Annotated in this window: 11 protein-coding genes; 6 read left to right on the forward strand and 5 right to left on the reverse strand. The window is 68.3% G+C overall.

Going from position 1 to position 15161, the window contains the following annotated elements; all coding sequences use genetic code 11:
• Positions 1-179: 179 nt before the first annotated feature.
• Both GGQ89_RS15525 and GGQ89_RS15530 read right to left on the reverse strand, forming a co-directional pair.
• Entirely contained in the window at positions 180-1574 is a 1395-nt protein-coding gene (locus GGQ89_RS15525; protein ID WP_184106331.1) for a sensor histidine kinase, read from the reverse strand.
• Complete coding sequence (locus GGQ89_RS15530; RefSeq protein WP_184106332.1) at positions 1564-2229, reverse strand: response regulator; 666 nt, start codon at positions 2227-2229, stop codon at positions 1564-1566. Before GGQ89_RS15530 ends, GGQ89_RS15525 begins: the two co-directional genes overlap by 11 nt.
• A gap of 100 nt (positions 2230-2329) precedes the next feature.
• Here GGQ89_RS15530 and GGQ89_RS15535 point away from each other — a divergent pair, with 100 nt between their 5' ends.
• The 6 genes from GGQ89_RS15535 to GGQ89_RS15560 all read left to right on the forward strand — a co-directional run bounded on the left by GGQ89_RS15535 (position 2330) and on the right by GGQ89_RS15560 (position 9796).
• Positions 2330-3406 carry an ABC transporter substrate-binding protein gene (locus tag GGQ89_RS15535; protein ID WP_184106333.1) on the forward strand — a complete coding sequence of 359 codons (1077 nt, stop codon included), beginning with the start codon at positions 2330-2332 and terminating at the stop codon, positions 3404-3406.
• Complete coding sequence (locus GGQ89_RS15540; protein WP_380772962.1) at positions 3403-4893, forward strand: OprO/OprP family phosphate-selective porin; 1491 nt, start codon at positions 3403-3405, stop codon at positions 4891-4893. Before GGQ89_RS15535 ends, GGQ89_RS15540 begins: the two co-directional genes overlap by 4 nt.
• Before the next feature lie 33 nt (positions 4894-4926).
• Entirely contained in the window at positions 4927-6228 is a 1302-nt protein-coding gene (locus GGQ89_RS15545; RefSeq protein WP_184106334.1) for a CitMHS family transporter, read from the forward strand.
• A gap of 4 nt (positions 6229-6232) precedes the next feature.
• On the forward strand, positions 6233-6880 hold the full coding sequence (locus GGQ89_RS15550) for a YjbE family putative metal transport protein (protein WP_184106335.1): 648 nt from the start codon (positions 6233-6235) through the stop codon (positions 6878-6880).
• 37 nt (positions 6881-6917) lie between these two features.
• Positions 6918-7574: an alpha/beta fold hydrolase gene (locus GGQ89_RS15555; protein WP_184106336.1), complete on the forward strand. Its 657-nt coding sequence runs from the start codon at positions 6918-6920 to the stop codon at positions 7572-7574.
• An 89-nt stretch (positions 7575-7663) separates the two neighbouring features.
• Positions 7664-9796, forward strand: coding sequence for a TonB-dependent siderophore receptor (locus tag GGQ89_RS15560; RefSeq protein ID WP_184106337.1), 2133 nt, complete (start codon positions 7664-7666; stop codon positions 9794-9796).
• A gap of 31 nt (positions 9797-9827) precedes the next feature.
• On the opposite strand, the gene GGQ89_RS15565 is transcribed toward GGQ89_RS15560, so the two are convergent.
• Genes GGQ89_RS15565 through GGQ89_RS15575 form a run of 3 tightly spaced genes read right to left on the reverse strand, consistent with a single transcriptional unit; the run spans position 9828 to position 15158 of the window.
• Complete coding sequence (locus tag GGQ89_RS15565) at positions 9828-10682, reverse strand: MipA/OmpV family protein (protein ID WP_184106338.1); 855 nt, start codon at positions 10680-10682, stop codon at positions 9828-9830.
• A gap of 17 nt (positions 10683-10699) precedes the next feature.
• Complete coding sequence (locus GGQ89_RS15570) at positions 10700-12124, reverse strand: efflux transporter outer membrane subunit (RefSeq protein ID WP_184106339.1); 1425 nt, start codon at positions 12122-12124, stop codon at positions 10700-10702.
• Positions 12117-15158, reverse strand: a complete 3042-nt coding sequence (locus tag GGQ89_RS15575; protein WP_184106340.1) for an efflux RND transporter permease subunit — start codon at positions 15156-15158, stop codon at positions 12117-12119. Before GGQ89_RS15575 ends, GGQ89_RS15570 begins: the two co-directional genes overlap by 8 nt.
• Positions 15159-15161 lie beyond the last annotated feature (3 nt).

A 15161-nucleotide genomic window follows, 5' to 3' on the forward strand; every position in this document is an offset into this window, starting at 1 on the left:
CCCCCCCCCCCCCCCCCCCCCCCCCCCCCCCCCCCCCCCCCCCCCCCCCCCCCCCCCCCCCCCCCCCCCCCCCCCCCCCCCCCCCCCCCCCCCCCGCGTCCGCAAGCATGTCGTCCGTGGCGAGGCCCCACCCCAACCCCTCCCCTGAAGGGGAGGGGCTCGCCCTGACTATCGAAATGTCATCGCGGTCCGACCGCAGCACCCATGCGCAAGGTGACGCGCAGGCCGGACCGGGTATTCACGATCTCCACTGCCGCATCGAGGCGTGACGCGGCCGAGCGGACGATGGCGAGGCCCAGCCCGCTGCCCTCGCTGTCGCGTGCGGTCGACAAGCGGGTGAAGCGCTCGCCAAGCCGGGCCAGTTCCGCATCGGGCAGACCCGGGCCGTCATCGGCCACGTCGATCCTGACCGCCTGCCCCGCTTCGTCCGACACCGTCAGCATCACCTGACCGCCGCGCCGATTGTAGCGGATCGCATTGTCGAGCAGGTTGGACAGGATTTCGAACAGCAAGGTGCGGTGGCTGGCGATCGCGATGTCGGCGGGCGCGTCGAGATGGATTTCGACGCCCGCCTCAATTGCTTGCGCGATACGGCGGTTGATGACCGCGACCGCCACTTCGCGCAGGTCGACCCGTTCGCGCGGCGGCGCGACGCCCGCCTCCTCGGCGCGCGCCAGGGCCAGCAACTGCTTCACCAGATGTTCCAGCCGGTCAGCGGCGTCGGCAATCTCGCCCAGCGCCGCCGGGCTGCCGCGCCGCGCCAGCGCCACCTGCACCTTCAACACCGCCAGCGGCGTGCGCATCTGGTGCGAGGCATCCGCGGTAAAACGCCGCATTCCGGCGGTCGCGCTGTCCAGCCGGGCGAGCAGATGGTTGAACGCATCGGCCAGCGGGCGAAGCTCGACCGGCAGCGGCCCGGTGTCGAGCGGCGACAGGTCCGGCGTCGCGCGCGTGTCCCGCGCCGCCACCGCCCCGCGCAGCCCCGCCAGCGGCCGCAGGCTCCAGGCGAGTGCCGGGCGGATCAGCAGCATGGCCACGCCCACCAGCAGCAACTCGCCCAGCACCAGCGCGATCACCAGCCGTCGTTGCAGCGCGCGGCGACCGTCCAGCGTCTCGGCCACCTGCACGATCACCGGCGCGTCGATCCGCGGCAGCGCGCGGCGCACCTCGGCGATGCGAATATCCTGGTCGCGGTAGCGCGCGAAGCGGAAGCGCGGCGTGTCGAGCGCCAGTTCGGCGATGTTCGGCGCGGACAAGTCGGCATAGCCGGTCAGCAGACGCCCGCCCACCGCGATCCGGTAATAGACATTGTCGCGCTCGCTATTCTCGAGCATCCCGAAGGCGGCGGCGGGCAGGTCCAGCGTCACCTCGCCGCGCTCTACCTGCACCGTCTCGGCCACCGCGCCCAGCGCGCCGCCGAGCACGCGGTCGTTGGTCCGGCGGACCACATCGGCGATCAGCGTCGCCCCCGCCAGTCCCAGCAGCACCGCGATCGCCAGCATCGGCGCCAGCATCGCGGCAAGCAGCCGGGTGCGCAGCGCTACGGCACGCCCGCGCGACGGCTTAATGGGCATCGAGCATATAGCCGACCCCGCGCACGGTGCGGATCGCCGGGCCGTCGGGGGACAGCTTGCCGCGCAGCCGGGTGATGTTCACCTCGATCGCATTGGGCCCGACCGGCTCGTCATAGCCGAACACCTCGGATTGCAGCGTCTCGCGCGGCACGATCTGCCCCGCGCGGGTCGCCAGCGCGTCGAGCACCGCCCATTCGCGGCGACGCAGGTCGAGCGGCCGCTCCCCCACCCGCGCCGCGCCGCGCGAACGATCGAGGACCAGCGCCCCGACGACCAGCTCAGGCGTAGGATCGCCGCCGCGTCGCCGCCCCAGCGCCCGGATGCGCGCCTCCAATTCCTCCGGCGCGAAGGGCTTGCGCAGATAATCGTCCGCGCCCAGGTCCAGCCCGCGCACCCGATCGTCCAGCGCATCGCGCGCGGTCAGCATCATCACCGGCACCCGGTTGCCCTGCCGCCGCAGCGTCTGGAGCACCGAAAAACCGTCGATATCCGGCAGCCCGACATCCAGGACGACCAGCGCATAGGCCTCGTCCGCCGCGACCATCAGCGCATCCTCGCCGGTCGCGACATGATCGACCGCATGTCCCGCCGCGCGGAGCAGCGCGACGATCCCGCGTGCCAGCGCCGCATCATCCTCGACGATCAGAATCCGCATGACGCAGCCTTTCCGTGAAAGGCGGATGACAGCTTGCCGGGATAGTCCATGGCATTGAGCTTACCCGAACTCAGAGGCGGGAAGCGAGAGGACCTGAACGATGCGAATGGTAATTCTATCGATGCTGATGCTGGGTGCCGTCGTGCCCGCTCGCGCCGATGCGCAGCGCCCGGCCGGTTATCCCCGCTCCTATGACACGCTGGTCGCCAATGCGCGCGGCGAGCGTTTGGTGCGCATCTATGGCAATGCCGACACCGCCGCGATGCAGCCGCTGATCGCGGCCTTTCGCGGCACCTATCCCGGCGTCCAGGTCCGCTATGACGATCTGGAATCGAGCATCATCTACGACCGCGTCGTGGCCGAGGCGCGGGGCAAGGCACCAGGGGCCGATGTCGTCTGGTCGTCGGCGATGGACCTTCAGGCCAAGCTGATCAACGACGGATATGCGCAAGCCTATCTCAGCCCCGAAAAGCCAGCGCTCCCCGCCACGGCGGTGTGGAAGAATATGGGTTATGGCGTCACCGCCGAACCGGTCGCCTTCGTCGTCAACCGCCGCCTGATCCCCGCCGGACAGGTTCCGCGCACGCACGAGGCGTTCGAACGACTGCTCCGCACCCGTCGAGCCCAGTTGATGGGCAAGGTCGCCACCTATGACCCCGCCCGGTCCAATGTCGGTTATCTCTACCTGACCGAGGATCACGCGATCACCCGCGACACCCGCTCGCTGGTGCAGGCGATCGCGGCGACCCGGCCGATGCTGTCGCGCACCACCGAGCCGATGCTGGACGCGGTGTCGGCAGGGCGGATCGCCATCGCGTACAATGTCGTCGGCCCCTATGCGCTGACCCGTGCGATGCGCGACCCGAACATCCGGGTGGTCTTCCCGCGCGACTATACGATTGTCGCCTCGCGTGTCGCCTTCATTGCCCGCGATGCCCGGCATCCGGCGGCGGCGCGGCTGTTCCTGGACTTCCTGCTGTCGCGCACCGGGCAGACGCTGCTCGCCCGCCAATGGCTGCTCCCGGTGCGCGGCGATGTCCGCGCACCCCGCCTGTCCGCCGAACAGCAGCGCCCGATCCGGGTCGGCCCACAGCTTCTCGTCAATCTCGACACGATCAAGCGCCGCCGCTTCCTGGCCGACTGGCGCGCCACTCTTGCTCAAGAGGCCCCCAAATGATGACCCCGATCCGAACCGCCACCGCGCTGGTCGCCCTGTTGGCCGCCACCCCCGCGCTCGCCCAGACACCGAGCAACGACGACCTCGCAGCGCTGGTCCGCCAGCAGGCCGCCGAGATCGCGACCCTGCGCGCCCGGCTCGACCGGCTGGAGGGCACGACCGCCGCCGCGCCCGCTCCGGTCACCGCCCCTGCCCCGACCACCCCGCCCGCGCCGCAACTGGCGCAAAGCGACACGATCGGCCGCGATACCGTGACCCGCCCCTTCGCGCCGCAGCTGGTACCCCCCGGCCCCGCTGAACGCGACGTCGCGCAGGCACGCCAGGCCAATGCGGCGGGGGTCACCACCGAATGGGGTGCAGGCCTGCCCGTCTTCCACTCGGCGGACGGAATCTACACTTTCAAGCCGCGCGGCCGCATCCTGACCGATGTCAGCTCGACCTTCGGATCGGCCTATGACGGGCGCAACATCACGACGACCGGCATGCGTGCGCTGCGCCTGGGTCTGGAAGGCGGGGTCGGCACCCATTTCTTCTACCAGTTCGAATCCGACTTTTCCGAGAACGAAGTCGATATCGTCACCGCCTTTATCGGCTGGCGCAACCGCATCCGGCCGGGCCTGGATTACGACCTGCGCGCGGGGCATCTGTTCAACGATCGCGGGTTCGAGGGCTCGACGGGATCGGACTCGACGCCGTTCATGGAGCGCACCGTCGTCTCCACCGCGATCATCCCGCAGCGCGGCTTTTACGGCGTCGGCATCATGCCGCGCCTGTTCTGGAAGACCGGCCACGCCTCGCTGACGCTGACCGGCGACCGGATCGACGGCAACCAGGGCGGCAATGACAGCCGCACGGTGCTGGGCCGCGCGCATTGGAACCCGATCAAGAGCGACCATTCGGTCCTGCATGTCGGCCTCTGGGGCTTCGACGAGGCGTTGTCCGCCAACGCGACCACGCTGACCCGCAATACGGTGATCGGCGGCCGCTTCAACGGCGCGCTGCGCGTGTCGACCGGCGCGCTGCTGGGCGGGCGCAGCACCACCGGTTACGGCGCGGAGCTGGGCGGCTATGTCGGCCCGGTCTGGGTCATGGCGGAAGCGGGCGAGCGCCGCGCGCGCCTGACCGGCGGACGCCCCGATTTCCTCAGCAAGGCGTGGAGCCTGTCGGGCGGCTGGTTCGTCACCGGCGACCTGCCCCCCTATAACCCCCGCCTCGGCAGCTTCGGCCAGCCGCGCGTCCTGAAGCCGATCTTCGAGGGCGGACCGGGCGCGATCGAGCTGACCGCACGCTACGAAAATCTCGACTATACCAGCCTGTTGACCGGCGGGCGCGGCTGGGCCGCGACGGCGGGCGTGAACTGGTATCTCAACAGCTTCACCCGGCTCCAGTTCAACTGGGTCCATTGGGACACCGACAATCGCGCAGGGACCTATACCGGCCCCGACAGCGGCGAGACGATCGGCACCCGCATCGCCGTCACCTTCTAAACACCCCTTTCTCCTCTCACGGAGCATCCTTCGATGGATCTTGCCCTGCTTGGCTTCCTGATGGTCGCCACCTTCATGACGCTCATCATGACGAAGCGGATGACCCCGCTGGTCGCGCTGATCGTCGTGCCCACCGCCTTCGCGCTGATCGCCGGTTTCGCCTCGGGCCTGGGCGACATGATGATCGACGGCATCAAGAACCTCGCGCCGACCGGCGTGATGCTGCTGTTCGCAATCCTGTTCTTCTCGATCATGACCGATACCGGGCTGTTCGATCCTTTGGTCAACCGGCTGTTGCGAGTCGTGCACGGCGATCCGATGGCGATCCTGATCGGCACGGTCGTGCTGTGCGCGATCGTCAGCCTGGATGGCGACGGATCGACGACTTACATCATCACCATCGCCGCGCTGCTGCCGCTCTACAAGCGGTACGACATGAACCGGCTGTACCTGTGCTGCCTGCTCATGAGCACCAGCGGCATCATGAACCTGACGCCCTGGGGCGGTCCGACCGCCCGCGCCGCCAGCGCGCTGAAGCTCGATCCCGCCACGCTGTTCCTGCCGCTGATCCCCGGCATGATCGCGGGCCTCGCCTTCCTAATCGGCCTGGCGATCTGGTTCGGCCGCAAGGAGCGTCGCCGCATCGGCCATGTGAAGTCGAACGAGCCGACCGCCTTCACCGGCATGGCCGTGTCGCAATTCCCCGAAGCGCGCCGCCCGCATCTGCGCTGGTTCAACGGTGCGCTGACCCTGACGCTGATCGCGGGGCTGGTCTCGGGCATCCTGCCGCTGTCGGTGCTGATGATGCTGGCCTTCGCCATCGCCATGATCGTCAACTATCCGCAGGTCGCCGAGCAGAAGGAGCGGATCGCCGCCCATGCCGGTAACGTCCTGTCGGTCGTCTCGCTGATCTTCGCCGCCGGTATCTTCACCGGCATCCTGTCGGGCACCGGCATGGTCGAGGCGATGAGCAAGGAAGTCGTCGGCTTCATCCCGCCGGTCCTGGGGCCCTATATGGCGCCGATCAGCGCAATGCTCAGCCTGCCCTTCACCTTCTTCATCTCCAACGACGCCTTCTATTTCGGAATGCTCCCGATCCTGGCGGAGGCGGGCGCGCATTACGGCGTGTCGCCGATGGCGATCGCGCGTGCCTCGCTGATGGGCCAGCCGGTCCATCTGCTCAGCCCTCTGGTGCCGTCGACCTATCTACTGGTCAGCCTGGCGGGCATCGACCTCGCCGATCACCAGCGCTTCACGCTGGTTCCGGCCGCCATGGTGTGCGTGGTGATGACGCTGGTCGGGATGGCAGTCCTCGCCTTCCCGCTGGTGGGCTGATCCGATGGCAACGCTCTGGCAGCATATCGTCGCCGACTTCGCCGCAATCGGCTCTCCGGCCGCGCTCGCCGCCTTTGCCCAGGTCGTCATGATCGACGTGTTGCTGGCCGCCGACAACGCCATCGTCGTCGGCGCGCTCGCGGCCGGGCTGCCCCCGGCGATGCGGCGCAAGGTGATCCTGGTCGGGGTCATCGCCGCGCTCGTCCTGCGTATCGGTTTCGCGCTGGTGGTGACGCAACTGCTCCAGATCGTCGGGCTGGTGCTGGCGGGCGGGTTGCTGCTGGTCTGGGTCGCCTGGAAGATGTGGCGCGAGCTGCGCGGCGGCGCGGGCGAGGACGATCCCCTGACCGAACAAGCGCCGCGCCGCTTCTGGGCCGCCGCCTGGGCAGTGGCGGTCGCCGACATCTCGATGAGCCTTGACAATGTCCTGGCGGTCGCGGGCGCGGCGCGCGATCATCCCGGCATCCTTGCCATCGGCCTGATCCTGTCGGTCGCTCTGATGGGCCTCGCCGCCAATGTCCTGGCCCGCGTGATCGAGCGCTATCGCTGGCTCGCCTATGTCGGACTGCTCGTTATCCTGTGGGTCGCGGGCAAGATGATCTGGGAAGGGCTTACCGACCCGTCACGCGGCCTCCTGACCCTGTTCGCCTGACGCCTCGACGCAACCTCATTCTTCGGGAGACATAGCCATGATCCGCAATGCGCCGCCCCTCGTGCTCTTGCCCGCCATGGGATGCGACGGCCAGCTTTGGGCTCGGCAGGTCGTCGACCTCAGCGACATCACCCATCCGATGCTGGGCGACCTGACCGTCGACGACACGCTGGAGGCGATGGCGGCGCGTGTGCTGGCCCATGCCCCGCCGCGCTTCACGGTCGCGGGAGTCAGCCTGGGCGGCTATGTCGCGCTGGAGATCATTCGGCAGGCCCCCGAGCGGGTGCAGCGGGTGGCGCTGTTCGGCACCCGCGCCTCGATGCAGATGCGTCCCCGCACCGTCGCCGATCAGGGCCTGCTCGCCACCGCACCGCATGCCGACCCGGCCCTCACCCCGATCGTCAGCGGCCCGGTGCAGGCCATGGCCGAGCGCGTCGGTACGGCGGTGTTCGAGCGGCAGCAGCGCGCCCTGCTCGCCCGGCCCGATATCGGCCCGGCCATCGCGGCGGTCCGGGTGCCGACACTGGTCGCGGTGGGCGATCGCGACCGCATCTGCCTGCCCGCCGATGCGCGCGAATTGGCCGATCGCATCACGGGTGCGCGCTTTCATGAAATCCGCAATTGCGGCCATCTGGCCCCGATCGAGCGCCCCGGCGAGGTGACCATGTTGCTGCGCGACTGGTTGCAAGGCTGACCAGCACTTCGCTGCGCCACCGCAAACCATGGTTGCACCCCCAAGCTATAGACGTTACTGCGAGTCGATAGCGATAAGGGGGTTGAGCCATGAATGTCTTGAACGGTGCGGCCAGCCTGGCCGCCTTGCTGGTCTGTGCCCCCGCCATGGCGGCCACGACGGACCCCATCGGAGACATCCCTCCGCCTGCCGAGGACATCGTTGTGACCGGGCGGGCGCAGCATCTCTACCGCGTTGATACGACGACCGTCGGCAAGACGGCCGAAGACCCGCTGAATATTCCGCAGGCCCTTCAGGTCATCAACGAGGAGCTGTTCACCGATCAGGGCGCGCGCGACGCGACCGATATCTATCGCAACATCTCGGGCGTCAGCGCCTTCAGCTATGCGGGCATCACCTTTCGCGGCTTTCGGCAGGACCAGTCCTTCTATGACGGTCAGCGCGGCAATCCCTTTATCGGCTTTTCGGTGCCGCAATTGTTCACCGTCAGCCGGGTCGAAGTGCTGAAGGGACCGGCGGGCCTGTTCTTCGGCCCCGGTTCGCCCGGCGGCATCATCAACTACGTCTCGAAGACGCCCAGCGAGGTCAGTGCGCTACGCACGGTCGCCACGCTGGGCAATTACGGTCGCGCGGGCATCTCGTCCGAGGCGACGGGCAAGGTCGATGCGAACGACGTCGTCACCTATCGGCTCGGCGGCTTCTATGAGGCGATGACGCCCTTCCGCTACAACACGAAGAACAGGTCGCTGATCGGCGATGGCGGCCTGTCCTTCCGCACCAACCAGGGCGGCAAGCTGACCGTGCAGGCCACGGTCTACGACAATTTCCTGCGCGGCAATCGGCTGCGCGGCGTGCCGGTCGACAATGACGGCAATTTCCTGAGCGATATCCGCTGGAACGCCAACGAACCCACCGACTTCCTCCATTTGAAGTCGCAAGCCTATCAGGCACGTTACGTCACTGACATCGGTGACGCGATCACCTTCGACGCGGGCGCGCGCTACTTCAAGGCGACGGAAACGCAGCAATATCACGAGGCACGCGGTTTCGTGAGCGGCAGTTCCGACCTGATCGCGCGCGAGTTCCGCGACCAGATCCGCGACGTCGACGGTCTGTCCTTCATGGCCAACGCCACCGCCAAGGTGCCGCTGTTCGGCATGGTCCATAAATTCCAGGCGGGCGCCGACTGGTATGACGAGACCAGCATCCTCAACTCGCGCATCCTGCGTTCGGGCGTGACACCACTGAGCCTCAGCAAGCCGGTCTATACCATGACCGGTCGCGACGTGGCTCGCGCTGCCGCCCTGCCCTTCGAAACGTCGAATACGCGTAGCCGACGTACGGGTGCCTATCTGCAAGACCAGATCACCGTCACCGACGCGCTGCTGCTGGTCGGTGGGGTCCGTTACGACCGATTTGACGACACCGTGGCGACCAACCGTCGCCGCGGCGGGCCGCCCACAAACGACTCTTACAGCGATGGCCGCTTCACCTATCGCGCCGGGGCGATCGCCAAGCCGCGCAAGGACGTGTCGCTTTACGCCAGTTGGTCGGGCAGTTTCGAGCCGCAGAGCCCGGCCAGCCAGAATCCCGATGCGGGCGGCCCCTTCGCCCCGGTCACGGGCGGGCAGGTCGAAGGCGGCGTCAAGTCGGTGCTGATGGGCGGGCGGCTTCAGGCCAATGCGGCCGTCTATCGGATCGTCCGCCGCAACATGCTTCAGGTCGACCCCAGCCTGGCCCCCATCAACGGGCAGGACCAGCTCCGCCCGATCGGCCAGGTGACGAGCAAGGGGTTCGAGATCGATCTGGCGACCGACATCACGCCCGACTGGGTGCTGATGGCCAATTACGGCTATAACGACACCCGGATCACCGGCACCGTTCCGGGCCAGTCGCTGACCAACGCGGTCGGCAACCGCTTCGCCAATGCGCCGCAGCACCAGCTCGGCTTCTGGACCCGGTATCAGATCGCGCCGATCGGCACCGCCATCGGCTTTGGCGGCGAATATCTGTCGAGCCGGATCAGCCTCTCTGGCCAGGCGGTGCAGCCCTATACGATCTTCGATGCCTCGATCACCAAGTCGCTGGGCATCATGGAGCTGATGCTGCGCGTCGATAACCTGTTCGACAAGCGCTACGCTGCCTCCGGTTTCTCGCTGCAAAGCGGCAGCTTTCCGGGCGAACCACGGACCCTGCTGGCGGAATTGCGGTTTCGGTTCTGATCGAGCTCCGGTCGGGTCGACCGATGGCCGACTAGAAGCTGTAGGCGAGCCCCAGCGCCCCCAGCCATTGACCGCGAGACCCCGCCTCCGCGACGATCGGGCTGTTGCCGATACTGCCCGTCATCCTTCCGAAGGTGCCGAGCGCGACGAGTTGGACGCCGTGCAGAAGATTGCCGCGTACCGTGCGCACGCCGATCAGGCCGATGGTCCAGTTCTTCAGCCCTCCTCTTGCATCATAGGCGGCAAGGCCGCTTCGGCTGCTGGCGGCGGGTGAGACGCTGTAATAGGTTCGTGCATAGCGATCTTCGGCAATGTCGGCCGATGCGGTGATCGCCACCGCCGCATGGAGCGATAGCGGCGTGAAATAGGTGACGCCGGGCTGCCAGAGCCCTGCGTCATGCACGCCGGTGACATCATGCCGATAAGAGACCGTGATGGTCAGCCTGTCATAGGGGCTGGTCAGCACGCCCGTCTTCTGAACACCTACATAGCCGCCCAGTTCGACCGCGAGGCCCAAGGCCCCCAGCGCCCGGACGCGGGGATCGTGGGTACCGCCGACGGTGGCGCGGTTGAAATTGATCAGGGCGACTGGCCCCGCCTGCACTTCCCAGACCGGCCCCGATCGGTCGCGGAGCAGGTTGAGGCTGGCCTGGTTACCGGCAACGACGAAGCTGTGGCCCTCGACCGATCCGATCGCGGCAGGCGCGACGACCGGGCTGTAATGGTTCGCGCCCTCATAATCGGGAACGACCGCCAGCCCCGCACCGACCGCGACGATGTCACGGTCGAGAGGATCGGTATCCTGGTGGGACTGGGCCATGGCGTGCGCGGGAAACAGGCTCGCGACCGACCATGCCATGGCGGCGGCCATATGGCGTTTCAACATAGGATCGTCCTTTTCGATCAGCCGCCCAGGGCGACGTACAGCTGGATACGGGCCAGCGCGCCCGCGATGGTCTGGCGCAGAAGCGCCCGTTCGGCGGCGACCTGCGCGGCCTGTGCCTCGATCAGCGGAGTCGCGGCGATATCGCCGCGCCGATACCGGGCATCGATCGCCGTTACCGTCTGCATCCGGGCAAGACTGCCCGCCTTTGCCAGGGCGCGCCGTTGGTCGAGCGCACGGATGTTGGTCAGCGCATCGTCCACCTCGCGCCAGGCGTCCCGCACCGTCTTTTGATAGGCGAGCGCGGCGCTCCGCTCTTCCGAGCGGCGAAGCGACAATTGGCGTTGCAGTCGCCCACCCGCAAAGATCGGAATGGACAGCACCGGACCGGCACTGGTGGTGCGTGCATCCCAACCGAAATCGGCCAGGTTCAGGACGTCGATGCCAAACAGGCCGGACAGGTTGAGGCTGGGATAGAAGTCCGCCTGCGCCGCCCCGATTGCCGCGGTGGCGGCATGAAGCGCGGCTTCGGCGGCCAGAATATCCGGGCGTCGCCGGGCGAGATCGCTGGGCAGACCCGGCGCGGGTTCGGCCAGTAAGGGCATGGCGGGTCGCTCGGCGGCCTCGATCGGCGGCGTATCGGGATTGCCGCCCACCAGCACCGCCAGCGCATGGGCGGCATTGGCGATATCGGCGTCGAGCATAAGCAGCGCATCCTGTCGCGCCCGCTGCTCCTGTTCCACCGCGCGGACATCGATGCCCGTGGCCAGCCCGCGCACCTGGAGCGCGGCGGCGATGGCGAGCGTGCGTTGGCCCAGGGCCTGGTCCCGAAGGGCAAGGCGGCGTTCCTCGACCAGCCCGCGCCATTGCCAATAGGTCTGTGCGACCGCCGCCTCGACCGACAAGCGCGCGCCCCGCGTGGCGGCCTCCGCCTGCGCGATCCCGGCGGTGGCCGCCTCGGTCTCGCGCCGGTTCTTGCCCCACAGGTCGATCGCCCAGCTCATGCTGATGTCGCTCTGGTAGAGATCGAACGCATAGGCCTTGGGAATGGCGGCGTCGGCGGCCTCCGGTGACTGGCCCAACAGGGGTGCAAGCACGCCGGCCAGCCCGGCGGTACTGATGCGGTTGCGGCTATAGCCGAGCTGCCCGCCGACCTGCGGCAGGCTGTCGGCGTGCCTGGCGTCGCGGGCGATCCGGGCCGCGACCAGCCGCTCCTCGGCGATACGTAGATCGAGATTGGCCGCCAGCGCCTGGGCTTCCAGCCGGTCGAGCACCGGATCGCCGAAGCCGCGCCACCAGTCCTGGTTCGGTGGAGCCGACGCCTGGGCACTGCCCGGCCACCGCGCAGGCAGGTCGGCGACGGGCGGATGAAAATCCGGACCGACCGTACAGCCGCCCAGCAGCAGCGCCAGCAAGCCCGCGCCGACGATATGACGATCAATCATGCGCGGTCTCCTTGGCGGCGTCCTCGCGCCCGAACAGCAACAGATAGAAGGCGGGCAGTGCGACCAGCGTCAGGATGGTCGCGCCGATCAGGCCGCCGATCATCACGATCGCCATCGGTCCCCAGAAGATGTTGAAGCACAGGGGGATGAAGGCGAGCACTGCGGCCAGTGCGGTCAACACCACCGGGCGGGCGCGGCCGACCGTCGCTTCCGTGACGGCGGCACGTACCGCCATCCCCTCGGCCCGGTGCGCCTCGACCTGGTCGACGAGGATGATGGTGTTGCGCATGATCATCCCCGCCAGCGCGATCAGCCCCAACAGCGCGACGAAACCGAACGGCGCGCCGGTCAGCAGCAGCGCCGTCACCGCACCGATGACACCCAGCGGCGCGGTTGCCAGCACGAGCAATGTTCGGGACAGGCTCTGCAACTGAATCATCAGCAGCACGAGCATGATCCCGATCGTCACCGGCAACAGGTGATAGATCGCCCGGTTGGCATCGGCCGACAATTCGCCATCGCCGCCATCCTCCACGCCATATCCGGGCGGCAGCGCGGCGCGGATCGCATCGATGCGGGGCGCGGCGGCATCGACGATCTCGGACGCCTGGACGTCGCCGATCATGTCGGCCTGCACCGTCATGGTCCGTGCGGCATTGCGCGTCCAGACGATCGGCTGCTCGGTAGCTGGCGACAATGTGGCCACCTCGCCCAGCGGCACCATGCCGTGTGGCGTCGAGACGGGCATGTCGATCAGGCCGCCCAGATCGTGGCGATCCTCGGCCCGTCCGCGCACGATGATGCCGATCTGCTTCGTCCCGCGCAGGACCGCGCCACCGGGCGCACCCGACAGGGTGGCGGCCAGATCGCTCGCCACCTGTGCCCGGTCCACCCCCAGGGCCGCCGCCCGCGCCGGATCGATCCGGTAGCGCGCGACGGGCGCGGCAATGCCCCAGTTGATCTGCACCGCCGTCGTCGCTGGAATGCCGCGCAGCACGGCGGCGATCCGCTCCGCGATCGCGCGCAGGCGCGCCGGATCCTTCCCCGTCACCCGATATTGCACCGGCGAGCCCAGGCTAGGCCCCAGCGACAGGCGACGCACATGCAGGCTGGCGCCCGGAATGCCGGGCATGTGCTCCAGCTTTTCGATCAGGGCGTCACGCGCCGCCAGATCGCGGGTCACCAGCATCACCGTGGCGGTCGCCGAATTGGGCAAGGCCGGACCATAGGGCAGGTAGAAGCGCGGCGCGCCGCGACCGACAAAGCTGTCCATGCTGCGGATGCGCGGATCGCCGTGCAGCAGGCGTTCGAGCCGCTTCGCCGCGGCTGCGGTCGCCTCGATCGAGCTGCCCGGTCGCATGGCGAGGTCGACCATCACCTCGGGCCGGTCGGAATAGGGAAAGAATTGCTGCCGCACGAGGGTCGCGCCCAGCAGGCCCGCCGCCAGCAGCGTGATCGTAATGCCGACGACCAGCCAGGCCCGGTCCAGCGCCCAGTCGATGGCGGTGCGAAGCTGCCGGTAGAGCCGGGACGGCCCGGCGTCATGGCCATGGCTCCGCGCCATGTCCGGCAACAGCTTGACGCCCAGGAACGGGGTGAAGACCACCGCGACGATCCAGCTGACCAGCAGCGCCGATCCCGTCACCCAGAAAATCCCGCCCGCATATTCGCTGGTCGTCGACTGGGCGAGACCGACCGGCAGGAACCCGACGACGGTAATCAACGTGCCGGTCAGCATGGGAAATGCGGTGTGCGTCCAGGCATAGGCCGCGGCCTCATGCCGGTCGACGCCCTGCTCCATCTGGACCACCATCGCCTCGACGCTGATGATCGCATCGTCGACCAGCAAGCCCAGCGACAGGATCAGCGCACCGAGTGAAATCCGCTCCAGCCCGATCCCCGCCACCCCCATATACAGCGCGACGATGGCCAGGGTCAGCGGCACCGACAGCGCGACGACGATCCCGGTCCGCCAGCCGAGCGTGACGAAGGCGACGACGAGCACCACGGTCAGCGCGCAGAAGAACTTGACGAGGAAGGTGTTCACCGCCTCGCGGATATTGGCGCTCTGATCCTCGATCTGGGTCAGATGCGCACCGGCGGGCAATGTGCGCCGCACCTGGTCGGCCGCCGCGCGGATCGCCTCGCCGAAGCCCAGCCCGTCCGCGCCCGGCCGCATCGACACCGCGAGGATGACCGCCGACCGGCCGTCATGCCGCACCACGGCCTCGGGCGGATCGGCATAACCACGCGCGACCGTCGCCACGTCGCCCAGTCGGACCACACCCGCCGACGTGGGAATCGACGCGCCTTCCAGATCGCGAACCTCATCGACCTCACCGTCCAGCCGGACGGGTGTCTGCATCGCGGCCCGTACCCCACCCGCCGGACCGATGGCCTGACGCTGTGCCAATGCCTGGGCGAGACGACCGGCCGACAGGCCCATGCTGGCCAACCGCCGGGGATCGACATCGACGAACAGGCGCTGGGGCAATTCGCCGATGATCTCGGCCTTGCCCGCGCCGGGCACGCGCAACATGGCGTCGCGCGCCTGCTCCGCCAACTGGACCAGCCGGGCATTGTCCGCGCCGGTCAGGGCGAAGACGTAACCATAGACATCGGCATTGTCCTCGCTCGCCGCCAGCGACGCACCGCTAGGCAGCGCGGGCGCGATGTCCGTCAGCTTGCGCCGGACCTGCTGCCACACATCCTTGACCTCACCGGGGGGTGCGGCATCCTTCAGCTCGACGGTGATGACGCAGGCGCCCTCCAGGCAATAGGTCTGGAGATAGTCGAGATGGTCGATGCCGCGCAGCGTGCGTTCGACCGGATCGGCGATCTGGGCCTGCATCTGCGCTGGACTGGCCCCGTCCCAACGAGCGGAGACGATCATCTCCTTCAGGGTGAAGCCGGGGTCCTCGTTGCGCCCCAGCGCCAGGAACTGCGCCGCCCCCGCGACGAAAAGCAGGGCGATCAGGAAACCGACCAGCGCGGGGTGACGGATGGCCCATCGGGACAGGTTGAAGCGGTCCATGGA

Source organism: Sphingomonas yabuuchiae (assembly GCF_014199595.1).
Lineage (GTDB): Bacteria > Pseudomonadota > Alphaproteobacteria > Sphingomonadales > Sphingomonadaceae > Sphingomonas > Sphingomonas yabuuchiae.